This is a genomic window from Nisaea denitrificans DSM 18348, from assembly GCF_000426505.1.
GTDB classification, from domain to species: Bacteria; Pseudomonadota; Alphaproteobacteria; order Thalassobaculales; family Thalassobaculaceae; genus Nisaea; species Nisaea denitrificans.
The window spans coordinates 286,729-310,690 of the sequence record NZ_AUFM01000011.1; the positions used below are offsets into that span (position 1 = coordinate 286,729).

General features: G+C 59.8%; 21 protein-coding genes. 18 read left to right on the top strand and 3 right to left on the bottom strand.

The genetic code is table 11. The features are described 5' to 3' along the window. Positions 1 to 75 precede the first annotated feature (75 nt). Complete coding sequence (locus tag K328_RS0102085; RefSeq protein WP_028464543.1) at positions 76 to 2,535, top strand: patatin-like phospholipase family protein; 2,460 nt, start codon at positions 76 to 78, stop codon at positions 2,533 to 2,535. A gap of 37 nt (positions 2,536 to 2,572) precedes the next feature. On the opposite strand, the gene K328_RS0102090 is transcribed toward K328_RS0102085, so the two are convergent. Then, positions 2,573 to 3,358, bottom strand: a complete 786-nt coding sequence (locus K328_RS0102090) for an enoyl-CoA hydratase-related protein (RefSeq protein WP_205620566.1) — start codon at positions 3,356 to 3,358, stop codon at positions 2,573 to 2,575. Positions 3,359 to 3,517: 159 nt separating this feature from the next. On the opposite strand from K328_RS0102090, the gene pcaF reads away from it, so the two are divergent. The 17 genes from pcaF (at position 3,518) to K328_RS22200 (ending at position 21,064) form a co-directional block, all read left to right on the top strand. Beyond that, positions 3,518 to 4,726 carry a 3-oxoadipyl-CoA thiolase gene (gene pcaF / locus K328_RS0102095; RefSeq protein ID WP_028464545.1) on the top strand — a complete coding sequence of 403 codons (1,209 nt, stop codon included), beginning with the start codon at positions 3,518 to 3,520 and terminating at the stop codon, positions 4,724 to 4,726. Between the two features lie 5 nt (positions 4,727 to 4,731). Next, entirely contained in the window at positions 4,732 to 6,240 is a 1,509-nt protein-coding gene (locus K328_RS0102100) for a 3-hydroxyacyl-CoA dehydrogenase (protein ID WP_028464546.1), read from the top strand. Positions 6,241 to 6,258: 18 nt separating this feature from the next. After that, on the top strand, positions 6,259 to 6,591 hold the full coding sequence (locus K328_RS0102105) for a hypothetical protein (RefSeq protein WP_028464547.1): 333 nt from the start codon (positions 6,259 to 6,261) through the stop codon (positions 6,589 to 6,591). Positions 6,592 to 6,633: 42 nt separating this feature from the next. Next, the gene (locus K328_RS0102110) at positions 6,634 to 7,044 is read left to right on the top strand and encodes a tautomerase family protein (protein ID WP_028464548.1); all 411 of its coding nucleotides are present in this window, start codon (positions 6,634 to 6,636) and stop codon (positions 7,042 to 7,044) included. 66 nt (positions 7,045 to 7,110) lie between these two features. Continuing rightward, entirely contained in the window at positions 7,111 to 7,950 is an 840-nt protein-coding gene (locus tag K328_RS26555) for a hypothetical protein (protein WP_156901148.1), read from the top strand. Positions 7,951 to 8,941: 991 nt separating this feature from the next. Further along, positions 8,942 to 11,734, top strand: coding sequence for a bifunctional aconitate hydratase 2/2-methylisocitrate dehydratase (locus tag K328_RS0102125; RefSeq protein WP_028464550.1), 2,793 nt, complete (start codon positions 8,942 to 8,944; stop codon positions 11,732 to 11,734). 747 nt (positions 11,735 to 12,481) lie between these two features. Further along, complete coding sequence (locus K328_RS0102130) at positions 12,482 to 13,036, top strand: PAS domain-containing protein (RefSeq protein WP_028464551.1); 555 nt, start codon at positions 12,482 to 12,484, stop codon at positions 13,034 to 13,036. Positions 13,037 to 13,057: 21 nt separating this feature from the next. Next, a complete protein-coding gene (locus tag K328_RS0102135) occupies positions 13,058 to 13,690 on the top strand; it encodes a LysE family translocator (protein ID WP_028464552.1) in 633 nt (210 codons plus the stop codon). 226 nt (positions 13,691 to 13,916) lie between these two features. Further along, positions 13,917 to 14,219 carry an alkylphosphonate utilization protein gene (locus K328_RS0102140; RefSeq protein WP_028464553.1) on the top strand — a complete coding sequence of 101 codons (303 nt, stop codon included), beginning with the start codon at positions 13,917 to 13,919 and terminating at the stop codon, positions 14,217 to 14,219. Between the two features lie 188 nt (positions 14,220 to 14,407). Further along, complete coding sequence (locus tag K328_RS0102145; RefSeq protein ID WP_028464554.1) at positions 14,408 to 15,556, top strand: M14 family metallopeptidase; 1,149 nt, start codon at positions 14,408 to 14,410, stop codon at positions 15,554 to 15,556. Positions 15,557 to 15,559: 3 nt separating this feature from the next. After that, positions 15,560 to 15,916 carry an arsenate reductase gene (locus tag K328_RS0102150; RefSeq protein WP_028464555.1) on the top strand — a complete coding sequence of 119 codons (357 nt, stop codon included), beginning with the start codon at positions 15,560 to 15,562 and terminating at the stop codon, positions 15,914 to 15,916. A 6-nt stretch (positions 15,917 to 15,922) separates the two neighbouring features. Continuing rightward, positions 15,923 to 17,041 (top strand): NAD(P)/FAD-dependent oxidoreductase, encoded by a 1,119-nt coding sequence (locus K328_RS0102155; RefSeq protein WP_028464556.1) that lies wholly within the window; start codon positions 15,923 to 15,925, stop codon positions 17,039 to 17,041. Beyond that, the gene (locus K328_RS0102160) at positions 17,022 to 17,342 is read left to right on the top strand and encodes a (2Fe-2S)-binding protein (protein WP_036553057.1); all 321 of its coding nucleotides are present in this window, start codon (positions 17,022 to 17,024) and stop codon (positions 17,340 to 17,342) included. Before K328_RS0102155 ends, K328_RS0102160 begins: the two co-directional genes overlap by 20 nt. After that, positions 17,339 to 18,742, top strand: a complete 1,404-nt coding sequence (locus K328_RS0102165; protein ID WP_028464558.1) for an NAD(P)/FAD-dependent oxidoreductase — start codon at positions 17,339 to 17,341, stop codon at positions 18,740 to 18,742. Before K328_RS0102160 ends, K328_RS0102165 begins: the two co-directional genes overlap by 4 nt. Positions 18,743 to 18,756: 14 nt before the next feature. Further along, positions 18,757 to 19,341 carry a peroxidase-related enzyme gene (locus K328_RS0102170; RefSeq protein ID WP_084608053.1) on the top strand — a complete coding sequence of 195 codons (585 nt, stop codon included), beginning with the start codon at positions 18,757 to 18,759 and terminating at the stop codon, positions 19,339 to 19,341. A 15-nt stretch (positions 19,342 to 19,356) separates the two neighbouring features. Next, a complete protein-coding gene (locus tag K328_RS0102175; RefSeq protein WP_028464560.1) occupies positions 19,357 to 20,163 on the top strand; it encodes an alpha/beta fold hydrolase in 807 nt (268 codons plus the stop codon). Between the two features lie 52 nt (positions 20,164 to 20,215). Next, on the top strand, positions 20,216 to 21,064 hold the full coding sequence (locus K328_RS22200) for a DUF1194 domain-containing protein (RefSeq protein WP_156901149.1): 849 nt from the start codon (positions 20,216 to 20,218) through the stop codon (positions 21,062 to 21,064). Here the strand turns inward: K328_RS22200 and K328_RS0102185 are convergent. Both K328_RS0102185 and K328_RS0102190 read right to left on the bottom strand, forming a co-directional pair. Then, on the bottom strand, positions 21,061 to 22,788 hold the full coding sequence (locus tag K328_RS0102185) for a hypothetical protein (protein ID WP_028464561.1): 1,728 nt from the start codon (positions 22,786 to 22,788) through the stop codon (positions 21,061 to 21,063). The two genes, K328_RS22200 and K328_RS0102185, sit on opposite strands and share 4 nt — an antisense overlap. 131 nt (positions 22,789 to 22,919) lie before the next feature. Then, on the bottom strand, positions 22,920 to 23,801 hold the full coding sequence (locus K328_RS0102190; RefSeq protein ID WP_028464562.1) for a DMT family transporter: 882 nt from the start codon (positions 23,799 to 23,801) through the stop codon (positions 22,920 to 22,922). Positions 23,802 to 23,962 lie beyond the last annotated feature (161 nt).

Consider the following 23,962-nt stretch of genomic DNA (forward strand, 5'->3'; position numbering starts at 1 on the left):
GTATGTTGTTAATCTCGTAAAAGTTGCATATTAACTTATTCTCCTCCATCATGACGATGCTTGATGGAGGGTGCCATGAGTTCAGGGAAAAGCTTCGATCCGATCCTGTCGCGCACGAAGGACGAGATGCGTGGCGAAGACTTTCGCAACAGCCAGATCTACGGTCTGGAGAATGATCACCTCGACACGCGGCGCAAAGAGGTCGGCGGCGTTTCGGGGGCAGAGGAGTTTTCCAGGCAAGACTTCTGGAACGATGGGCAGCCGGACGGCCCTGGCGAGCCCACGCCCCCGGAATATGATGCAGCCGACTTAATTCCAGGCCTGGAAGGCAGCCGGACGGGGCTCGGTATTTCCGGAGGCGGTGTGCGTTCCGCAACTTTTGCTCTCGGCCTGCTGCAGGCACTGGCGCGGAAAAATCTCCTGAAACATTTCGATTACCTCTCCACGGTATCCGGAGGCGGCTACATCGGCTCGTCCCTGACCTGGCTACTGAGTGACAAATTCAGAGAAAAGGGAGGAGAGCACTACGGACTGGACCGTGACGATTTTCCCTTCGGTACCGCGAAACCAAAGGACCGTTCCGATTCAAGGCACTGGAAAGGTATGCTCCGCTATCTCCGGGAGCACGCCGAATATCTGGCGCCGAACAAGGATATTTCCATTCTTTCCGGTCTTGCGGTTGTTGTTCGGGGTATCTTGCTCAACCTGCTGGTCTGGGTTCCTCTCTTCACGCTTCTGTTCGTTATCTTGCAGCTTGGCTGGTATGTGGATGGGTGGACGGACCTTCTCTTCCTGGTGACGAATCTGGACGCGAGCGACAGCGGGCCTCCGCGTATCCGGGAGTTGCTTAATCCGGGATACCTCAATCTGCATGAAGTTCTGACTATGGGCGGAATTCTGCTGCTGCTTGTTTTCGCTGTGCTTTCGATTGCCTTTTCGCTTGCTTCGGCCGTTGGCGGCGAAGGTGCCTTCGTGCGCCTTTCCTACCGGAGCCGACGCTGGTTCGAGGTCAAAGGCAAGTATTTCCTCCCGTGCGGCTTGCTGTTCATCGGTGTTGGTGTGTTGCCTTATGCAGCTGCGTTCTTTTTCGGCTCAATCGGTAGTTTTGGCAGTGCGGGGGCCGGGACGATGCTGACCGGCATTGCATCGGGGCTTGCAGCGGCCCGGAAATCCGAGAACCCGATTGTTCAGGACATACTCCTGCCAGCCATTGCCGTTCTGCTTCTCGTAGGCGGCCTGATATTGACGTGCGGCATTGCCATCGTTGTCCGTGAGGGAGGAGATTTGGAGCAGCCTGGCGATTTCGTCTTTGCCTGCTTTGTCGTTCTGGCTTTGCTGACGGGGTATGTGGTCAACACGAACTACATATCCGTTCATCGTTTTTACCGGGACCGATTGATGGAGGCTTTCATGCCGATGCAGGCGGCGATCTCTGGCAATCAGGTCAGGCCCGCACCCGGAGCGAACGAGGCGCAACTGTGTGATCTCTGCGATCCGGGCAGTTTTGCCAATTACCATCTCGTGAATACAAATCTAATTCTGGTGGATTCGGATGACGCGCTCTTCCGTCGTCGTGGTGGGGACAATTTCGTGATGTCCCGGATTTACTGCGGCGGGGACGCGGGTGGGTTTCATCCGACCGGGGACTTCTCCGGCGGCGACATGACGCTTGCGACCGCGATGACGATCTCGGGGGCCGCCGCGCACCCGAACGCTGGTTGGGCGGGAACCGGCCAGACGCGGAACCGGGCGGTTTCCTGGCTGATGAATCTGTTGAATATCCGGCTGGGCTACACGGTGCGGAATGCGGCATATGACACGCTGGCACCGCTTGCCGGAAAGCCAAACCATTTTGACAATATGAAGGTGGAACTCAGCCCCTCGGCGTTTGACCGGCATGGAAAATGGTTCCAGCTCAGTGACGGTGGGCATTTCGAAAACCTGGCGATCTACGAGCTCGTCCGCCGCCGCTGCAAACTGATCCTGATTTCCGATGCGGGTGCCGACCCGGCATTCGGCTTCGGAGATGTCCAGAATACGGTCCGGCGGGTAAGTCAGGATTTCGGCGTGGAGATCAATTTCGGCCGCCCCTTCTGGAGCCGGGAGACCTATGAGGCGCAGACCGGCAAGGCGGCTTCAAGGGACGACGATGGCTACGGCCATTGGCGCAATCGTCTCTCCAGTCTCGTCCCGAAGCATCCAACGGGCTTTCCGGTCGATGCGAAACGGGCCGACCACGGCTATATCATCGGCACGGTTACTTATCCGGAAGTCGAAGCCGGGGCCGGCAAGGAGACCGGCATTCTGATCTATGTGAAAGCGACCATGATCGATGGCCTCAGTCTGGAAACCCGGGGATATAAGGCGGATCACCCTGCTTTCCCCCATGAGCCGACATCGGACCAGTTCTTCGACCCGGCGCAGTTCGAGGCCTATCGTGAGTTGGGGAATGCCATCGGAGCGGATATGATCGAGGGCGCGCGCCTCAAGGATCTTCTTGGGGTGGCGTGGGGATCGGCGGATGGCGGCACCTAACCTCCCGGTACCGCCGCCCGCCGCTCCTGAATGAGTGTTACTCGCCCTTGAAGTCGGGGCGCCGCTTTTCGATGAAGGCATGCATGCCCTCGCTCTGATCGGCGGTGGCAAACAGGCCCTGGAACATGGCCCGCTCCAGCGCCATGCCGGTTTCCAGCGACGCATCCTGCCCGCGAATGATGGCCGACTTGATCTGCTGCACGGCAATCGGCGGCATCCGGGTGATGTCCTTCGCCATCTTGTAGGCGGTCTCGTACACCTCGGCGTCCGGCACGACCTGGCTGGCGATGCCGATGGCGAAGGCTTCCTTGCCGTCGATGGGCCGGCCGGTGAGACAGAGCCGCATGGCCTGGAACTTGCCGACGGCGCGGGTCAGGCGCTGGGTGCCGCCGGCACCCGGCATGATGCCGACGCGGACTTCCGGCTGGCCGACCTGGGCCGTCTCGCCGATCACGATCATGTCGGAATGCATAGCCAGTTCCAGCCCGCCGCCGAGCGCGTAGCCGTTGATCGCGGCGATCACCGGTTTCGGATAGTCGGCGATGTTCTGCCAGAGCCGTTCCGTCTTGCGGTGGAACATCTCGACCGTGGTCCGGTCCGCCATGTCCTTCAGGTCCGCACCGGCGGCAAACGCCTTCTCGTCGCCGGTCAGCACCACGGCGAGCACATCGTCGTCCTCGGTCAGCTCCCGGAAGACCCGGGCAAGCTCCTGACGGACTTCCAGATTGAGCGCGTTCAGCGCGTCCGGACGGTTGATACGGACCACGGCGATGTGATCGTTCTCTTCGCGGTCGCGCGGATGATCGAGAATGACGACGGACACGGATACTTCCCCCTTTGATTGACTGCCGCGCTGAGCCGCGCGATTGGCAAGATTATGCTTCCCGAGTGGAAATTGACCGGGATATTAGGCTGTGCATACTGCACCGACAATAAGCTGCGAAATTCAGTTTCGCAAAAAATCGATTTGGGAGCCGCCATCATGACCGAAGCCTTCATCTGCGACGCAATCCGCACACCTATCGGCCGTTACGGCGGCAGCCTTTCTGCCGTGCGCGCGGACGATCTCGCGGCGCATCCGATCCAGCAGCTGATGGCGCGGAACGGCTCGGTCGACTGGAACGACGTGGACGATGTCTATTACGGTTGCGTCAATCAGGCAGGCGAAGACAACCGCAACGTTGCCCGCATGGGGCTGCTGTTGGCGGGGCTCTCGTCGGAAATTCCAGGCGCCACGGTGAACCGGCTCTGTGCCTCGGGCATGGAAGCTGTGAATGCCGCCGCCCGCGCCATCCGCTCCGGCGAGGGCGACTTCTTCATTGCCGGCGGCGTCGAGAGCATGTCCCGCGCGCCGTTCGTCATGGGCAAGGCGACCAGCGCCTTCGACCGCAATGCCGAGATCTATGACACCACCATCGGCTGGCGCTTCGTCAATCCGAAGATGGAAAAGCAATACGGCACCGATTCCATGCCGGAGACGGCAGAGAACGTGGCCCAGCAGTTCCAGATCAGCCGTGACGATCAGGACGCCTTCGCGCTCCGCTCCCAGCAGCGCGCCGGTGCCGCGATCGAGAATGGCCGTCTCGCCCGCGAGATTGCTTCGGTTGAGATCAAGGGGCGCAAGGGCGCAGTAACCATCGTGGACACGGACGAGCATCCGCGCCCCTCCACCACGGCAGAGGCGCTGGCCAAGCTCGGCACCCCGTTCCGCAAGGAAGGTGGGTCCGTCACGGCCGGTAACGCCAGCGGCGTGAATGACGGCGCCGCCGCCATGATCGTCTGCTCCGAGGAAGCCGCCAAGCGGCACGGCCTGACCCCGCGTGCCCGCATCGTCACCGGTGCCGCCGCAGGCGTCGAGCCGCGCATCATGGGCGTCGGCCCGATCCCGGCCAGCCGCAAGGTGCTGGAGCGTGCGGGCCTCAAGGTCGACGATCTTGCCGTGCTGGAGCTGAACGAAGCCTTCGCCGCCCAGGTGCTGGCCTCGCTGCGCGAACTCGGCATTGCAGACGACGATCCGCGTGTGAACCCGAATGGCGGCGCCATCGCGCTCGGCCATCCGCTCGGTGCCAGCGGTGCCCGTCTGCTGATGACGGCGACCGAGGAGCTGCACGACAAGGGCGGCAAATACGCGCTTTGCACCATGTGCATCGGCGTCGGCCAGGGCATGGCAACCATCATCGAGAAGGTCTGATCAAAATGGCATTCGATGCGAAGCGCGCCGATTTCACCGTCGGCGTGATCGGCGCTGGCGCCATGGGGCAGGGGATCGTCCAGGTCTCCCTGCAGGGCGGCATGAACGTGGTGCTGTTCGACGCCAAGGACGGCTCCGCCGCCGCTGGGCGCGAGCAGGTGATCAAACGCCTGGAACGGCTGGTCGAGAAGGGCAAGCTGACGGCGGATGCCGTCGCCGACATGGCGGCGAAGGTCAGTGTCGCCTCCGGACTCGCGGATTTCGCCGGCTGCCACACGGTGGTCGAGGCGATCTTCGAGAATCTTGAAGTGAAACAGCAGGTATTCTCCGAGCTGGAAAGCCATGTCAGCGACGACTGCCTGTTGACCTCCAACACCTCCTCGCTGCCGATCGGCTCCATCGCTCGGGTCTGCAAGAACCCGGAGCGGGTTGCCGGTTTCCACTTCTTCAATCCCGTCCCGCTGATGCGCCTCGTCGAGGTGATCCGTGGTCCCGCGACCGAGGAATGGGTGATGGACGGTCTCTGTGCGCTCGGCGAGCGTATGGGCCGCACCCCGGTCAAGGTGAAGGACGCGCCGGGCTTCCTCGTCAATTTCGGCGGCCGCGCCTTCACCACCGAGGGCCTTGCCGTGGTGCATGAAGGCGTCGCCACCCCGGCGCAGGTCGATGCGGTGATGCGCGATTGCGGGCATTTCCGGATGGGCCCGTTCCAGCTCATGGATCTGACCGGGATCGACGTGAATTACCCCGTCTCGATGATCGTGCACGAGCAATACAGCTACGACCCGCGCCTGCGCACCGTACCGCTGCACAAGGCGCTGTTCGATGCGGGCCGGTTCGGCCGGAAGACCGGCATCGGCCATTTCCGCTATGACGAAAAGGGCCAGGAGATCGACGCGCCGAGCCCGGATCACGAAACCACGGCCGCGCCTGCGGTGCAGGTCTATTGCGCGGCCGAGGCGCCGGAGCTGGACGATCTGCTGGCAGGTGTCACGCTGGACGCCACGGATGACGGCAGCTCGCCCATCGTCGCGGCTTTGTTCGGTGAGGATTGCAGCACCTTCGCCAGCCGCATGGGCATCGACCACACCCGCCTTGTCGCCATCGACGTGACCGGCGATACCTCCAAGCGGGTCACCATCATGTCCGCGCCGGGGGCGTCAGCCGATGCGCTGAACGCGGTTTCGGCGGCGTTGCAGAAGAACGGCCGCAAGGTCACCGCGATTGCGGATTCGGCCGGTTTCATCGGCCAGCGCATCCGCGGCATGGTCGGAAATCTCGGCTGCGAGATGGCCCAGATCCAGATCGCCGATCCGGATTCCATCGACCTCGCCATGAAGCTCGGCCTCAACTATCCGCTGGGCCCGCTGGAGATTATCGCCGATCTCGGCGTCGAACGGGCCTTCGTCATCATGGCGGCAATGCATGCCGTCAGCGGCGACGACCGGTATCGGCCTAGCGTCTGGCTGCGCCGCCGTGCACAATTGGGGCTGGATATCAAAACCCCGAATTAAGAGACGCGAGGAAACGCCATGAGCGGCGAGAACGATACCGGGACCCCAGAGACCGAAGGCCAAGAACGCAAACCCTTCATCCTGGAGCGGCCGCTCTGGCGCGGCGTCTTCAACGGCGTCGTGCTGACCCTGGTGATGATCGGCGCCCAGTATCAGGGTTGGCTCGGCCCGAATACGGAACTTACCGGCGAGGACGTCTACCGGGCCGTTGTCTATGGCCTGGTCTTCGGCGGGGTGATGTATATCTACACCTCATGGCGCGTCAGGCGGCAGGGCCGGGCGTCCGATGCCGCCGCGAAGGCCGCGCGCGAAAGCGTCGAGTCCCGGCTGCCGGATTCAGACGAGAAGTAATCCCCCGGAACGGATACCCGGAGCCAGCCCCCGGAGCTGACAATGGCCCAATATAAGATCTACGGCGAACGCGCGCATCTCGCCCGCCACCGCGCGGCGCTGTCCGACATCCTGCATGGCTGCAGCACAGAATTCCTGAAACTCCCCGACGACAAACGCTTCCACCGGTTCATCCCGCTGGAGCCGGAGGATTTCATCCGCCCGGCAGACCGCAGCGCCGCCTATACGGTGATCGAGATCTCCATGTTCGAGGGCAGGTCGCCGGAGACGAAGAAGGCGCTGCTGCATGGGATCATGCAGCGGGTGCCTGCGGAGCTGGGTATCCCGGTTGAGGACGTGGAGATCACGATCTTCGAGACGCCAATGGCGAACTGGGGGATACGCGGGAAGACGGGGGATGAGCTGGTGCTAAATTATGAACTACAATCCGGACGAGCGGACAATATTGTTTGAGCACGAGTGGATATTCACGGAGGCTGAAGGTCTCTGTTCAATAGAACGATCTGAAGGAGAGAGTTTGTGATTTTGAAGTCTGTTATGTCGTTTATATTATTAGTATTTGTATTTTTTTATCATTCCAGTGTTGCCGCGTCTGAGCGTGAATTCCTCGGGGCGCCTGCCAGCTCCTATCTCGACGATCTTGAGAATGTTGAGATGGGAAATATTGTTAAAATGTTCCGGCATCAAACAAACAACGGCGCAGAGTTTTCCGATTTTGTTAAAAAACACAAAATTGCAAAATTAAGTAAAAATAGAATTGTCGTTAAGTTCTCTCCGCGGTCATCGTCGGAAAGTGAGCGCGGTTCGATTATAAGGTCCTATATTGAGGATTTTAGTTTTGTAATTGGCAGTCCCTACAAAGGTGTTCGAGGACCAGAGCTCGTAATTGAGAACACTGAGGGTGATGGAGACATAAATTATGTGTTTTCGGGAGAAAATAACTTCCATCGATTTATGAATTTAATGAAGAAAATGAATATCGAAATGCCAGAGGACGTTAAATTTGGAGATAGTTGCGCATTTTTGATGTCGTCAGGAGGGAGTGAGGTTTTGAGTGAAGTTGCGGTCATGTATTTTGGCGAGCTGAACCGGAAAAATTTCTTGGACTGCACAAAAATACTCACATTTGATGGTTTTTTTCTTTCAAGCAACAGAACATTCAAAAACGTGAGCCTTCTCTCATTGCCGTTTAAGCACTATCTGGGCGGACCGGAAGTTCTCCTTCTGAGAATGCTTTTCGATCCTAGAATTTCTTCGGATATTGCGGCGAATAGAACCGATCCGGAGTTGGCGGAAATTGCTCAGGATGCGTTGGACTGGATGAAAGCGTGTTTTTCACAAGGAAAGTGCGAAAACTGACCATAGGGAATTCCTGGGACGCAGACCTCAATTGAGTGCTCAATTGCCGGGACACCAATTGCGACGCAATTGCGGGGACGCGCTACTTAATTAGCCCAACCTCTTCAATAAAGGAGACACGCCGTTTAATCAGCCGGACCGGTTGGATTGAGTGGTGTGTCCCCGTATCGGACTCCCGAATTAAGGGGACACAGAATTAAGGGGACACGCTACTTAATTTGCAGGTTAAGGGGACAGACGACTTAATTGTCGGGTCTCTCAAACCGTCATCCCGCGCTTGATGCGGAATCCTGGGATGGCGCGCACCGATCTATGATCGTCTGGGTCCCGGCTCTCCGGCCGGGATGACGATGTAGGAGATGGCGGGTGCGGCGACTGCCAGTCGGCTTGGGGGCGAAGAGCGCTAGGGCATAATTAAGGGGACACACTACTTTAATACCCCATCGCCCCGCACTTGATGCGGAACCCACGAATGGCACGCGCGGTCCTATAATCGTCTGAGTCCCGGCTCTCCGGCCAGGATGACGAAAAGAGGGGAGGGCGGTGTTGCTTGCCTGCGCCGGTTATGGAGTGAGGCGGAGCAATTACTCGCTGTCGAACTTGTCCACGGTCGCGTGGCGGAACACGCGGACCGTATCGTGATATTTGACGAGGTCGGGACGTGCCGGAGTTTTTTCGCTCTGGTTTATCCGGCGCCGGGTGCGAGTGGGGCCGATATCCTGCGATTGGCTTCATCTTCGGTGAGGTCTGATTAGTCGAGCGGCGGGGCGGTTTCCATAACGCTGACCCTATGGACGAATGAAGCCACCAGCACGCTGCTCTCGACGGCGGATTCACTGCAATTCTCCCGCCTTGTTAACCAGTCAGAAACACCTTGCAAGCCAATCTGCGCTGAATTAATCATGCGACCAGTAAGCTTTGCGCCGGATCGCCAGAAGCTTTTGCTGCCCGGCGTTCAAATTACATCAAACACAAATGCGTCGGGACCATCATGAGCTTGTACACAGATTACTTGGCTGAGATTGAAACTCGGAAAACCCAGAATTTGCACCCCAAGCCTATTGAGGATGGGGCACTTGTAAAAGAGCTCATAGCGCAAATAAAAGATACCGGTAACGAGTACCGGGAAGATTCCATTAAGTTCTTTGTTTACAATACTCTGCCTGGAACGACGAGTGCCGCCGGCGAAAAGGCGAAATTTTTAAAAGAGATCATTCTTGGTGAAGCGGTCGTCGAAGAGATTTCGCCGACCTTCGCTTTTGAACTTTTGTCCCATATGAAGGGCGGTCCCTCGGTTGAGGTCCTGCTCGATCTGGCTCTGGGCGATGATGAAGCTATCGCGCACTCAGCCGCGGAAGTCCTGAAAACACAGGTTTTGCTTTACGACGCGGATACCGATCGCCTGAAGGAGGCGTACGCAGCCGGGAATGCAGTCGCCAAGGATATCCTTGTCAGCTATTCGGACGCGGAATTCTTCACCAAGCTTCCGGACATTGACGAAGAGATCAAGGTCGTTACCTACATCGCCGCAGAAGGCGATATCTCCACCGATCTGCTGTCTCCCGGCAACCAGGCACACTCCAGATCGGATCGGGAGCTGCATGGAAAGTGCATGATCTCCGAGAAGGCTCAGGGAGAAATCCAGGAACTGCAAAAGCAGCACCCTGACAAGAGAGTGATGCTGATCGCCGAGAAGGGGACAATGGGAGTGGGGTCCTCCCGGATGTCGGGGGTCAATAACGTTGCCTTGTGGACCGGCAAACCAGCCAGCCCTTATGTCCCGTTTGTGAATTATGCCCCGATTGTCGCCGGCACGAATGGTATCTCGCCGATTTTCCTGACGACTGTGGGCGTTACCGGCGGTGTCGGGATCGACCTGAAGAACTGGGTCAAAAAGCTGGATTCCAGCGGCAAGCCGATTTTGAACAACGATGGTAACCCGATTCTGGAGCAGAAATACTCCGTCGAGACGGGGACCGTTCTCAAGATCGATACGAAAGACCATAAACTCTATAACGAAGAGGGCGACGAAGAGCTTGTCGATGTGTCGTCATCCTTCTCGCCGCAGAAAATGGAGTTCATGAAGGCTGGCGGCTCCTACGCGGTCGTCTTCGGCAAGAAACTGCAGACCCTCGCGTGCGAGACTCTCGGGATCGAGCTGAAATCCGCCTTCGCTCCCTCCAAGGAAGTCTCCCACCCGGGTCAGGGCCTCACGGCCGTCGAGAAGATCTTCAACAGAAATGCCGTGGGCGTCACTCCTGGCACCGTGTTGCATGCCGGCTCCGATGTTCGGGTGAAGGTGAATATCGTCGGCTCCCAGGACACGACCGGCCTGATGACCTCCCAGGAGCTGGAGGCGATGGCTGCGACAGTCATTTCGCCGACCCTGGACGGTGCCTATCAGTCCGGCTGCCATACGGCTTCTGTGTGGGATTTCAAGGCGCAGGAGAATACCCCTAGGCTGATGGCGTTCATGCACAAGTTCGGCCTGATCACGGCGCGCGATCCGAAGGGCGTCTATCACTCCATGACCGACGTCATTCACAAGGTGCTGAATGACATTACGATCGACGACTGGGCAATCATCATTGGTGGCGACTCTCACACCAGGATGTCCAAGGGCGTTGCGTTCGGCGCTGACTCCGGAACTGTCGCGCTTGCTCTGGCGACAGGCGAAGCGACCATGCCGATCCCTGAATCCGTGAAGGTCACCTTCAAGGGAACCATGAAGGATCACATGGATTTCCGTGACGTGGTCCATGCAACGCAGACGCAAATGCTGGAAAAGTTCGGCGATAACGTCTTCCAGGGACGGATCATCGAGGTCCATATCGGAACGCTGCTGGCCGACCAGGCCTTCACGTTCACGGACTGGACCGCCGAGATGAAGGCAAAAGCATCCATCTGTATTTCCCAGGATGATACCCTGATCGAGTCCCTCGGTATCGCCAAGAGCCGCATCCAGATCATGATCGACAAGGGCATGGATAATGATGCCCAGGTCCTGAAAGGCCTGATCGACAAGGCAGATCAGCGCATTGCGGAGATCAAATCCGGCGAGAAACCTGCCCTTGCTCCGGACGATAATGCCAAGTATTTCGCCGAAGTCGTCGTCGACCTGGACCAGATCGATGAGCCGATGATTGCCGACCCCGATGTGAACAATATCGATGTGTCCAAGCGATATACCCACGACACAATCAGGCCCATCTCCTACTACAAGGCAGAGAAAAAGGTCGATCTCGGCTTTGTCGGTTCCTGCATGGTGCATAAGGGCGATGTGAAGATCGTCGCCCAGATGCTGCGCAATCTGGAAAAGCAGAGCGGCGAAGTGAAGTTCAAAGCCCCGCTGGTCGTCGCCGCCCCAACCTACAACATCATCGACGAGTTGAAGGTCGAGGGGGACTGGGAAGTCCTGCAGAAATATTCCGGCTTTGAATTCGACGACAATGCCCCGAAGACCACGGCCCGCACCGACTACGAGAACATCCTTTATCTCGAGCGGCCGGGCTGCAACCTCTGCATGGGCAACCAGGAAAAGGCGGCAAAAGGGGATACGGTTCTGGCCACGTCCACGCGCCTCTTTGAGGGTCGGGTGGTTGAGGATTCCAAGGAGAAGAAGGGCGAATCTCTGCTCGCCTCGACTCCGGTCGTCGTGCTCTCCGCGATCCTCGGAAGAACACCGAACATCGATGAGTACAAGGCGGCGGTCGAGGGGATCAACCTGACCAAATTCGCCCCGCCTCTGCAGAAGCCGCAGGATACCCAGTCGGCGCATTACTAAGGCGCCATCGGGATTAAGGCGCTCTCGGGCGAATTCCGAAGGCGCGGTGTTTCGGATCACAACTTCTCTTAGCGAGGCGTTGTGATCCGGCGTCGCACCGACAGTGACGATCTCCCCTAATTCGTCATCCCGCACTTGATGCGGGACCCAGAATTGGCACGTGCCGTTCTGTGATCGCCTGGGGTCCGGCTCTCCGGCCGGAATGACGGATTGGGTGATGTAGGGGATGCGGCTTGTGTCGTCGGTCACGGGACGAGGTGGAGCCATTCCACGGTTTCGAATTTCTCCGTCGCGAGTGTTGCCGCCACGGCCATTTTCTCTTCGCTGATTATCCCTTCAGCCCTTGCAGCACCCAGGCGTCGAGAAAGACGTAGGAGGCGGCGAAATCCATGCGCCGACAAGCTCGCCCGGCGCATAGAGCGAATAGGTGATGGCCGAGCCCGGCTCGACGAACATCGAGCCGCCGCGGTGCCGCGCCGCACGACCTGTACGCCGAACCTTTCCGCGGCTTCCAGATCGACCTTGTTCCTGAGCGACTGAAAACTGCCGATGATGATGGCCGGACGCTCCCACTGCCAGACGCTCTACATACCTAGGTTTGCAGAGCAACGGGAAAACGCTATCGTAGAATTATAGATTTTTCATTTCACGTCATTATGGTCGGCTGATTGTTGCAAACCTGCTTCGGAAATAGTGGGCCGCGTTCCGGAAACGGCAGCTCCCGCAAGATTGGGCAGCGGAGCTGATATGGCGAAGTCGGATATCGTCACGGAACAGGAAATTACCAGCCCGCTCGTGCTGTCCTTCAGGCGGTTTTGGGGGGATTGCTGCGACGGTGCTCCCGTGCCGGACCGGGTGCATTTCACGCCGGAAAGCCTGCTCCCATGGATCGGCCATGTGCAGATCGTTGAAGTGATCGATGGCGGCCGGGATTTCTTTCATCGTATTGTCGGGACCGAGATCGCAAGCGCGGTCGGCCGGGATCTGAGCCGCAAATATGTGTCCAAATCCGCATACAAGATCGGGGCCGAGGCGATGTTGGCGCGATATCGGGAGACGAGAGAGCGCGGGGTCCCGACCTTCAGGAAGGGCTCGATGATCTGGGCGTTAAACAATGCGTGGGTTGCATTCGAGTCGATCACGGTTCCCGTCGGATGCGGCGGCAGAAAGGTCGATCAGCTCATCACGGTGATCGACTATCCGAGCCTGCCGTCGTCGCGAGATCGGTCAATTCGGGACGTTGCCCCCGGGCCGTCCGATCCGCCGGAATCCGGACGGAAAATTTCAGGATCGCCCGAGTGAGCCCGAGAGTTGAGTGAGTCCATGAGCCTGGTCGGTGCCCTTACGCTGTTTTTCGTCCTTGCAGCGATGGCGGCATTGCCGAGCTCCAGCGTCGCGCTGGTGGTTGCCCGCTCTGCCTTGTCCGGGGTTCGGCACGGCATGGCCGTTGCCGCCGGGATCGTGGCGGGCGACCTGATTTTCATGACGATGGCGATCCTGAGCATGGCCGCGCTGGCGAGCCAACTCGGCGCGCTGTTCGTCCTGATCAAATATGCGGCCGGGCTCTATCTGATCTGGTTCGGTGTGGGGCTGATCCTGCGGCAGCGTGCAAAAGCGTCCCCCGACGAAAGTGCGCCTGTGCCCAGGAGCACGCGCGCCGGTCTGGTCGGGAGTTTCGCGGCCGGCCTGCTGCTCACTCTCGGCGATATCAAGGCGATCTTCTTCTATGCCAGCCTGCTGCCGACTTTCGTCCATCTCGGGGCTTTGTCCGGAGTGGATATCGCGTTGCTCTCCGCCATCACGGCGGTCTCCGTTGGCGGGGTAAAGGTGGTCTATGCCCTGTCGGCGCATCGGCTGGCTGTGACGGCGAACGGGTTCGCTTACCGGGATCAGGCTAAGACGCTGGCGGGGGCTTTCTTCGTCGCGGCGGGCGGATATCTGCTGATGAAGCCGTAGGGTGATTTCAGCGGATTTCCAGGGACCTCTCTATCTTCTTTCCCTAATCGTCATTCCCGCGCAAGCGGGGCCCTAGAGTCGGAGGCGCGATCCTATGATCGTCTGGGTCCCGGTACTCTGGCCGGGATGATGATCGTGGGGTGGCGGGACGGTGGTGACAGTGTTGAATCGACAGAGCAGGCGCGTATAAGGAACCGCGTTATTTCCGTTCCCGAAAGAGACCACCATGTCCGACCAGGATGACGAATACGTCTATGACGAAGCGACCGGCGAATGGCGCCCCGCCTCCGAGGTTGCGGCGGAGGAGGCCGCAGCGAACGAAGTGCGCGACGCGGCGGGCAATGTGCTCGCTGACGGAGATTCGGTCGCGTTGGTCAAGGACCTGAAAGTGAAGGGCGCCGGGCAGACCTTGAAGCAGGGTACGGTCATCAAGTCGATCCGGTTGACGGACAATCTCGAGGAAATCGACTGCAAGTACGAAGGGATCAAGGGGCTGGTGCTCAGGACGGAGTTTGTCCGCAAGCGCTGATGTGCGGGGGAGAGGTCTTCTTCCCCGCTTTCGCCGTGATGACGATGTAAGGGGCGCGGTGAGCAGCTTTTTACACGCGGACCCCATTCCCTTTCGTTCCTGCGCTGCACAAATCAGTCTCTCCGATCCGTCTTTCCAAACGCTTGCCGCACTATTACCCTCCACATCTCATTTCTTCGGGAGATCCCATGCTCCGTATCGACGCAGCGTTCGACAGCGGCAATATAGAAGTCATCTCCGCCGACGATCCGAACGACATCCAGCTCCGGATTCCCGCGGATACCGGGTCCGACTTTTACCAGTGGTTCCATTTCCGCCTTGCCGGTGCAGCCGGGCGCGGAGTGAAAATGCGCATCCTGAATGCCGGCGGGTCGAGCTATCCGAAGGGCTGGGAGAATTACCGGGCCTGCGCGTCTTACGACCGGGATACCTGGTTCCGGGTGCCGACATCCTATGACGGCTCAGAGCTGACCATCCGGCACGTGCCGGAGGCGGACTATGTCTGGTACGCCTATTTCGTACCCTATTCGATGGAGCGGCACGAGGATCTGATCGCCGCCGCCCAGCAGTCCGAGCGCTGCGCTGCCGAGGTGCTCGGCGAGACGCATGACGGGCAGACCATCGATATGCTGACCATCGGCGAAGCTGCGGACGGTCGGAAGGCGCTCTGGGTTTTCGGCCGCCAGCATCCGGGCGAGCCCATGGCCGAATGGTACATGGAAGGGTTCATCGAACGGCTGCTCGATCCTGCTGACGGCACCAGCCGGGCGCTGCTGGATAAGGCGGTGATCTACGCCGTGCCAAATATGAACCCGGACGGCACGCGGCGCGGCAATCTGCGGACCAATGCGCTGGGCGTGAACCTCAATCGCGAATGGGCGTCCCCGAGTGCTGAGAAAAGCCCGGAAGTGCTGGCCGTTCTGCAGGCGATGGAACGGCTCGGCGTCGATCTCTCCTTCGATGTGCACGGGGACGAAGCGATCCCGTATAATTTCATCGCCGGAAGCTATGGCGTGCCCGGGATCACCGACGCGCATGTCGCCATGCTGGATCGTTTCCAGCAAACCTATGCGGCGATGAACCCGGATTTCCAGACCGTGCACGGCTATCCGAAGGCTGCGCCGGGCAAAGGTAACCTCACAACTTCAACCGGCCATATCGCGAACCGGCTGGGCGCACTGTCCATGACGTTGGAGATGCCGTTCAAGGATGCGGACAATCAGCCCGATCCGGTGCATGGTTGGGACGGCGAGCGCTCCAAGATTCTCGGCCGCAGTCTGGTCGATGTGCTGCTGGCGGTGGTGGACGATCTGCCACCCCGCATGGAAAGGAACTGAAACGTGACAATCACGGTCTACGGTATCGCCAATTGCGACACGGTGAAGAAGGCCCGGAAATGGCTGGATGCGCGCGGTGTCTCCTACAATTTTCATGACTTCAAGAAGGGTGGCCTGACGCAGGAGCGGGCGGCGGAATGGATCGCGGAGCTTGGTGTCGAGAAGGTAGTGAACAAGCGCGGCACGACTTGGCGCAAGCTCGACCCGGCCATTCAGGAAAGCGTCAATGCCGACAGTGCGCCGGCGCTGCTGGCCAGCCAATCCTCGCTGGTCAAACGTCCGGTCATCGATCTTGGCGAGATCCGCGTGATCGGCTTCGACAAGGCGGTGCAAGCCGATCTCGAAACTCTGCTCGACTGACCCGAGATGGCGGGCAGTTCCGATGTCATCGTTGTCGGTGGCGGGCTGGTCGGCTCCGCCGTTGCCTACGGGCTTGCCCGCGAGGGTGCGACGGTCACGATCCTCGATGAGGGCGACGTGGCCTTCCGGGCCTCGCGCGGGAATTTCGGGTTGGTCTGGGTGCAGGGCAAGGGCGACGGCATGCCGGATTATGCCAGCTGGACCCGCCGCTCGAAGGATCTCTACCAAGGCTTCGCAGACGGCATGCTGGAGCATAATGGCCGGGATATCGAACTGAAGCAGGAAGGCGGTCTTGAACTTTGCCTCGGTGAGGATGCTTATCGGGAGAACGAGGACGAGATCCGCCGGATGCATAACCAGCCCGGCGTCGGCGAGAACGATCGCCGCATGATCGATGCGGACGAGGTGCGCAAGATCATGCCGCTGGTTGGCCCGGAAGTAACCGGCGCCAGCTTTAGTCCGCATGATGGGCACGTCAATCCGCTCTACCTGCTGCACAGCCTGCATGCTGCTGCCCGGCAACTCGGCGTGCGTTATGTCAGTGGGGCAAAGACCCTTTCGATCGCCAGGGACGGCGACGGCTTCCGGGCCGAGACCGAGGCCGGAGAATTCCGGGCGGGCAAGCTGGTGATCGCCGCCGGTATTGCCAATAAATGGCTCGCCCCGATGGTCGGCCTGGACATCCCGGTGAACCCAAACCGGGGTCATATCCTGATCACCGAGCGGATGCAGCCTGTCATGCCGATGCTGTTGGTCAATGCCCGACAGACCGCTGACGGCACCATCAATTTCGGCAACAGCCATGAGGATGCGGGCTACGACACCTCGATCAATCCGGCCAAGCTGGGTGAGATTGCGCGGAACGTCGTCCGGTATTTCCCGATCCTGAAAAATGTCCGCGTGGTGCGGACTTGGAGCGCACTCCGGGTGATGGCGCCGGACGGTTTCCCGATCTATCGCGAGTCCGAGACGGCGCCTGGCGCCTTCAGCATCTCTTGCCACAGCGGCGTCACGTTGGCGGCGGCGCACGCGCTCGATCTTGCGCCAACCATACTCAATGGCGGTTTCAACGATCGGTTCGCCGCCTTCTCTCCGGAGCGTTTCAATGTTTCGCCGGCTGCCTGACCCGCGCGCCCGTGCGGTGCATTTCACATTCGATGGCGAGGCCCTAACGGCCAATTCCGGCGACAGCGTAGCGGCGGCCCTGCTGGGCGCCGGGATCGAACATTCCCGGACCACGCCGAAATCCGGCACGGCGCGGGCGCCCTACTGCATGATGGGTGTCTGCTTCGAGTGCCTGATCGAGATCGACGGCGTGGCGAACCGCCAGGGCTGTCTGGTCGAGGTGCGTGACGGCATGGCTGTGCGCCGTCAGCAAGGCGCGCCGGGATTGCCAGAAGATCTTGCTGACGAGGGCGGGCAATGACACGCATCGATCTTGCCATTATCGGTGCCGGTCCCGCCGGCATGGAGGCCGCGGCGACGGCTCGGGAAACGGGACTGTCGGTTTTGCTGATTGACGAGCAGCCGGAGCCGGGCGGGCAAATCTGGCGTGCGATCGAATGCAATGTGTCGGAGCGGCCGGACAACCTCGTGTTTCTCGGCCCGGACTATGCTGCCGGCGCTGCAAGGGCCGAACGGTTTCGCGCGTCCGGAGCCAATTACTGGCCGTCAGCCATGGTGTGGCATCTCGATAACCCGGAGACGGGCGACAAGACGGCCCTTGTTGCATGGGACGGAGTGACCCGCCAGGTGCAGGCGCGATCCGTTCTGCTCGCGACCGGCGCCATGGAACGGCCGGTGCCTATTCCGGGGTGGACGCTGCCGGGTGTGATGAGCATCGGGGCCGCGCAGACCATGCTGAAATCCTCCGGCCTTTATCCGGAGGCGCCACTGGTTCTGGCCGGGTCCGGGCCGCTTCTGTTGCTGTTCGCGGTGCAGTGCCACGCTGCCGGGATACCGATTTCCGCCGTGCTTGACACAACCCCTGCGGGGGCCATGACGCGCGGCTTGCCCCATCTGCCGAAGGCCTTGTTAGGCTGGCGCACATTGCTGAAGGGCCGCCGGTTGATGCAGGCGCTGGCGTCGTCCGGGATACCGGTCTACCGCCATGTGCGTAACCTCGAAGCGCTTGGAGCCGACTCTGTCGAGCGGGTGAGATGCACGAGCGATGGCCAGACCGTCGAAATCGAAGCGACCACCCTGCTTCTGCATGAGGGTGTGGTGCCGAACCCGCAGCTGACCCGCCTGATCGGGTGCGAGCATCGCTGGAACGCGGCCCAACGATGCTTTCATCCTATGCTGAGCGACCGCGGGGAGACCAGCGTGCCGGGTGTTTTCGTCGCCGGTGATGGCGGCGGTATTGGTGGAGCGCCGGCGGCGGAGAATACGGGGCGCATTGCGGCGCTGGAGATCGCTGAAGAGCTCGGTGCGGTGAACCGGCCGTCAGGCGATATCGAGATCGTCAAAGCGCGCGATAATCTGCGGGCGCAAATGGCAGTGCGGCCGCTGCTCGACGCGATGTACCCACCGCCAGACTGGATCGGCAAGCTTGATGGCGATGTCCTTGTCTGCCGGTGCGAGGAAGTCAGCGCGCGCGCAGTACGTGGCGCCGTTGCCGACGGGGCGCCCGGTCCGAACCAGGCGAAAGCCTTCCTGCGTGCGGGCATGGGGCCGTGCCAAGGGCGGATGTGCGGCCTGACCGTGACTGAGATTCTGGCCGACGCGCATGGCAAGGAGCCTGATGCAATCGGTTACTACCGTATCCGTCCACCCATCAAACCGGTGACCGTCGGCGAACTGGCGGCGCTGGATGGCGCGGACTAACCTGGAGGAAAGACGTGTCTGAAGAAAAAGTGCATGCCCTGGAAGTCGGGCTGCCGGTACCGAATATCGAGGAGCTGTCCGACGAAACCCGGAAATACTGGGAACTCTGCCTGGAAAAGCTCGGGATGGTGCCGAACGTGATCAAGGCCTACAGCTTTGACGACACGCACCTGCGCGGTTTCACCACGCTGTACAACACGCTGATGCTTGGCCCGTCCGGCCTGAGCAAGCTGGAGCGGGAGATGATCGCGGTCGTCGTCTCTTCGGTGAACCATTGCTATTACTGCTTGGTGGCCCACGGTGCGGCGGTGCGGGACCTGTCCGGACGCCCGGAGCTGGGTGAAGGCCTCGTGTTCAACCACCGTTATGCCGATCTCGATGCGCGCGAGCGGGCGATGGTTGCCTTCGTCGAGAAGCTGACGCGCGCGCCCTACGACATGGCCGAAGCGGACCGTCAATCCCTGCGCGATGCCGGCTTTTCCGACCGCGATATCTGGGACATCGCCAATGTCGCCGGGTTTTTCAACATGTCGAACCGGGTCGCGAGCGCCGTGCATCTGATGCCCAATCCCGAGTACCATGCATCCGCCCGCGGTTAATCGGAGGACTGATCCATGACTATGGAACCTGAAGTCAGACTCGTTGAATCGCCGGCCGGGCGCGTGTCCTACCGAGAAGCAGGAGCTGGAGAGGGCAAGCCGGTGGTCCTGGCTCTGCACGGTCTGGGCGGTAATTCGCGGACGTGGAAAGCCCAGTATGCGGACTTGTCCGATGCGTTCCATATCATCGGCTGGGATGCGCCGGGCTACGGTCAGACCATGGTGGTCGGTCCGGACCAGACTGCATTCGCGGTTTTGGCTCTGGCGCTGCTCGATCATCTTGGAGTCGAGAAATTCTCCGTGATCGGTCATTCCATGGGTGGGGTGGTGGCTCAGGCGGCTGCCGCTGAGGCGGGTGATAGGGTGCAGCATATGGTGCTTTCCTGCACACATTCGGGCAGTGCGGCCCCGGCGAGCGAGCCAATTTCCGGCAGCTATGCGACACGGATTGCCACGCTGGAAACGGAAGGCAGTGCGAAATATGCGGCCGCCCGCTCTGGCATGATGGTTGCCGACGGTACGCCAGGCGACATCCGTGCCCAGGTTCAGGAGATCGCCGGCGGGGTTACCGCGCCCGGGTTGCGCACCTGCGCAACCATGCTGCACCACGCGGACACGAGGCCGATTGCACCCAGCATCAAGTGCCCGGTCCTGCTGCTCTCCGGCGCGGGTGACAAGGTAGTTTCCGGGCGCCAGTCGGAAGATCTGGCCGCGCTCTATCCGGCCGGACGCCACGTCCGGCTCGACGGTGCCGGACATGCGCCTTACCTCGAAGTAGCGGAGGCCTATAACGCGCTCTTGAGGGACTTCTTCGCATCATAGGCTTGCCTCCGGGGCGGGATGTGCGCGCTAATACAGGCGGAGGTCGTCTGATATGCCGCTCTCAGGTCTTGTCGGTGGTTGGCGTAGGATTATGTGCGGGGCGCTGCTCTCGGCTGTTCTGTCACCAGTATCGTCTTTCGCGCAAAACCCGCCCCAACTCGTCGATCTGAAGCTTTTGCTGGCCGTTGACGTTTCGGGCTCCATCGATTTTTGGGAATCCGACCTTCAGCGCGACGGCTATGTGAAGGCGCTGAAGGACGAGACCGTCATCAACACAATCCTGTCCGGCCAGACCGGCAGGATCGCTCTCAGCTACGTCGAATGGGCCGGCGGCGATCATCAGCGGGTTGTCGTCGACTGGAGCCTGATCGACAGCCATGAAGCTGCCTATGCCGTGGCTGAGGATCTCAACGTCCGGCCGCACATGGCAGGGCGGCGCACCTCTATCGGAAACATGCTCAAATTCGCCACCGACTGGTTCCGTGATCCAAGGTTTTTCGCTGAGCGGCAGGTGATCGATATCTCGGGCGACGGGCCTAACAACACCGGCGCCAAGGTCGACGAGGCGCGCGATCTGGCAATTGCCAATGGCATCACTATCAACGCGCTTCCGATCCTCAATGAGCGACCATCACCTTACGGATTTCCGAAGCTGGTCGATCTGGACGTTTACTATGAGGAATGCGTGATTGGCGGCAGCGGTGCTTTCGTTATCGTCGCCAAGGGGATTCGGTCCTTTGCCGCCGCCGTCAGGCGAAAGATGATCCTGGAGGTTGCCGGGCTGACACCTGAAAGACCTGTCCTGGCCGTGCCTGTGCAAATGGGGGGAAGTGCAAAGCCCTATGAGTGCGATATCGGGGAGCAGCAGCTCCACGAATTCCTCAACAGAAGTGACGACTAGTTGAAGAAACCGCTTCGGTGCAGTTGCACATGGAAGTCCCGCAGGATCTTTTCTTTCTTCGCTTCGTCCGGAACCTGCGCGACCAGCTCGGTTTCGAAATTCGGGCGGCGCAGATGTTTGACGATGATTTCCCGCGCGAGTTTTGAGGCCTTGCCGTTGGGGAGCATTTCCGGCTGGCACATGCTGACCAGCATGAAGGCTCGAATATGCAGGGGCTTATTCGGATCGTCCAACCGGTCGAGGATCTTCCCGTCGACCACATAGCTTGCGAGCAATTCGTCCAGATGTTGCGTCAGTTGCGCCTTGCGTGAATCGGGCAGGTTTGATTTCTGAATCCGGTAAAAGATGGAGGTGATCTTTTCCATCTTCTTGTTCGGGGCACCGGCACGCACGATCTGGTGGACGGAGCCGGGGGTCATGAACAAGCCGTTCAGATGCTGCTCGATCTCTTCCTTCAACAGGTCCTTGCCGAGATCGCTCTCTATCAGGGAAAGCAGATAGCCCGCCTTGCGGCCCGGGTCGCGGAGTGCGGGCAGGACGCTGGCTGTCGCCGCCTTCAGGCCGCCTTCACCGCCCTTGTTGATGATATGGGACTGCCGATGAGTGATGGCTTCGGCCATCTCCGGGCCACCTGTCAGTTCTGTTCCCGGGATCAGCTTCTGCAGCATTTCCCGGAAGACTTTCGGCTCCTCGGCGCCATCCTTGGTGAGCGAGCCGCTGCCCTGCAATTGGCGGCATACCCGCTCCATAACGGCGAGTTTGGATTCCGGCAGTTTGGAGTCTTTGAACAGGCCGTTGATCTTGGCGGCGGTTGCCTCGGTCGTGGTCGCGTCCTGGGCCTTCTCCGTATCGATTGAACGGACGCCATCGGCAATCTCGATCAGGGAGATCAGCGCGTCCGCAAGGCTATCCTGATCGCCGAGCAGATCCTGCAGGACCGACGCATTGCTCAGCGCATCGCTGATGAACCAGTCAAGATTGGCAAGCGCCGGATCGGACTTGCAGGCACCGGCCCAGTCGACGGACATCGCGAATTTGCCCCACCAGTTCCGGACATTGATAAGTTCCCGGCTGGCGGCGACCCGGAACAGATAGCCGGGAGCCTCACCGTTAGATTTCTTGTTGATCTGATGGATCGCTTCATTGATTTCGACGTTCGCAAGCGATGGGAGATCGAGGCTTTCGGCCTGCTTGGCTCGATTGTTGAGTCGTTCGGCAAAACCGAAGAGCGTATCCCGGCGCTCGCCCATCGTGGGGCCTTCTTCGCTGCGGGACTGGATCTGCGCGATCTTTGAGATCGCCGAGGGCAGCATGCTCTCGAAATCCATGACCCGTTTCATTTCGCGGGCGTTGTGCATGACCTCGGTTGCGGTGACGATATTCTTGTCGAGATAGGCCCGGAACAGCCGGTTTATCGAATTACGCCCGCCTCCGTGGAACAGGTCTTCTATATCCTCGCATACCGGTGCCAAGCTGCTGGGTTCACCGATAGCGATACGGTCGGCGCCACCCGTGGAACGCAATTTCTCAAACAGAATATCGCCTGGAGCGGGGGTGCCGATATCGCCGGCGGACTCCTTGAGCACGCGCACGCCCATGACGCCGGGCTTGCCGAGAAACTGCAGCGCAGCTTTCTGCGCAGTCTCAAGATCGTCAGCGGCGCTTTCGATAGCCCACGATCCCTCCCTGAGTGTCAGGATCTCCAAGGTCTTCTTGCGAGGCATTCGGCGCGATTACCCTTTTCGATTTTCCAACTATTTTATTGGGAAATTGATGATCAATAAAGACGTTTCCAGATTAGAAGGAAATGAAGTGATCTGGCTCCTTTAAATCTACCAGAGAACAGCAGGTCAAATTACACCGTGCGTTTGTGTGTCTTTTGCTCGGCCCAAATATTGAGGAGGTTGCCGGAGAATATGATCGCCCCGCCGATCAAGACAAAGGGGTTCCAGGGCTCCTGATAGAAGCTGAACCCTATAACCGCGATCAGTGGCAGGCGCAGGAAATCCAGCGGGCTGACGATCGTGGCATCGGCATGAGCCATGGCTCTGGCGATGCAATAGTGAGAGCTGATACCGCAGATGCCGAGTACGGCGACAAACGGCAATAGATCCACAGATGGCGTAATCCAAAGCGGGATCGATGGCACCAGCCCCATCGGAAGCTGAATCAGGTTCATGTAGAAAATGATCTTGAAAGCGCTTTCGGTGGAAGCGAGGCCCCGGGTGAAAACATAGGTGCTCGCGAAGCAGATTGCGGCGCCGATCACGGCGAAAGAGGCTGGCTGCAACAGTTCGGAGCCGGGGCGCAGGATGACCAGAATGCCGGCGAAGCCGAGGGTTACTGAAGCGACGCGGGCCCGCGTCAGACGCTCTTTCAGGAAAATGGCGGCCAGGATTGCGGTCCAGATAGGCGAGCTGAATTCAAGCGAAAAGACAGCAGCGAGAGGCAGCACGCTGACCCCGAAGATCCAGCCGATCTGGCCACCGAAATGAATGATGTTGCGGCCGAGATGCTCCTTGATTCGGGGCGTTTTCAGACCGGCAAGTCCGAGCTTCCAGGCATAGGGGCTGAGCAGGGCGAGACAGATCGCCGTACGCATGAAGGTTACCTGGAAAACCGAAATTTCCTGGGTCAGCTCGCGCGCAGCCACGGCCATCGAGGTGAAAGAGGCAAGAGCGCCCATCATCCAGAGGACCGCGAGCAGGGGCTGAGAAGGCTGGTTCGTCGTGGACATGGGAGGGCTTCTTTGGGGATTTGATGCAGATCATATCGCTGGCTGGAGATGCCCGGCGGCAAGTGGTCGGCATCTTGCGACATTTCCTCGCCGGGGTCTTCCCTAATGTATCCCCGGTCTCAGTGCCGGTCCGGATTTAGAATCTTTCAAAAAAAATCACC

What these genes read in the sequence shown, in the direction of transcription:
- K328_RS0102085 (WP_028464543.1), top strand. Translation starts at nt 76, where the DNA reads ATGAGTTCAGGGAAAAGCTTCGATCCGATCCTGTCGCGCACGAAGGAC.
- pcaF (WP_028464545.1), top strand. Translation starts at nt 3,518, where the DNA reads ATGACCGAAGCCTTCATCTGCGACGCAATCCGCACACCTATCGGCCGT.
- K328_RS0102100 (WP_028464546.1), top strand. Translation starts at nt 4,732, where the DNA reads ATGGCATTCGATGCGAAGCGCGCCGATTTCACCGTCGGCGTGATCGGC.
- K328_RS0102105 (WP_028464547.1), top strand. Translation starts at nt 6,259, where the DNA reads ATGAGCGGCGAGAACGATACCGGGACCCCAGAGACCGAAGGCCAAGAA.
- K328_RS0102110 (WP_028464548.1), top strand. Translation starts at nt 6,634, where the DNA reads ATGGCCCAATATAAGATCTACGGCGAACGCGCGCATCTCGCCCGCCAC.
- K328_RS0102125 (WP_028464550.1), top strand. Translation starts at nt 8,942, where the DNA reads ATGAGCTTGTACACAGATTACTTGGCTGAGATTGAAACTCGGAAAACC.
- K328_RS0102130 (WP_028464551.1), top strand. Translation starts at nt 12,482, where the DNA reads ATGGCGAAGTCGGATATCGTCACGGAACAGGAAATTACCAGCCCGCTC.
- K328_RS0102135 (WP_028464552.1), top strand. Translation starts at nt 13,058, where the DNA reads ATGAGCCTGGTCGGTGCCCTTACGCTGTTTTTCGTCCTTGCAGCGATG.
- K328_RS0102140 (WP_028464553.1), top strand. Translation starts at nt 13,917, where the DNA reads ATGTCCGACCAGGATGACGAATACGTCTATGACGAAGCGACCGGCGAA.
- K328_RS0102145 (WP_028464554.1), top strand. Translation starts at nt 14,408, where the DNA reads ATGCTCCGTATCGACGCAGCGTTCGACAGCGGCAATATAGAAGTCATC.
- K328_RS0102155 (WP_028464556.1), top strand. Translation starts at nt 15,923, where the DNA reads ATGGCGGGCAGTTCCGATGTCATCGTTGTCGGTGGCGGGCTGGTCGGC.
- K328_RS0102160 (WP_036553057.1), top strand. Translation starts at nt 17,022, where the DNA reads ATGTTTCGCCGGCTGCCTGACCCGCGCGCCCGTGCGGTGCATTTCACA.
- K328_RS0102165 (WP_028464558.1), top strand. Translation starts at nt 17,339, where the DNA reads ATGACACGCATCGATCTTGCCATTATCGGTGCCGGTCCCGCCGGCATG.
- K328_RS0102175 (WP_028464560.1), top strand. Translation starts at nt 19,357, where the DNA reads ATGACTATGGAACCTGAAGTCAGACTCGTTGAATCGCCGGCCGGGCGC.
- K328_RS22200 (WP_156901149.1), top strand. Translation starts at nt 20,216, where the DNA reads ATGCCGCTCTCAGGTCTTGTCGGTGGTTGGCGTAGGATTATGTGCGGG.
- K328_RS0102185 (WP_028464561.1), bottom strand. Translation starts at nt 22,788, where the DNA reads ATGCCTCGCAAGAAGACCTTGGAGATCCTGACACTCAGGGAGGGATCG.
- K328_RS0102190 (WP_028464562.1), bottom strand. Translation starts at nt 23,801, where the DNA reads ATGTCCACGACGAACCAGCCTTCTCAGCCCCTGCTCGCGGTCCTCTGG.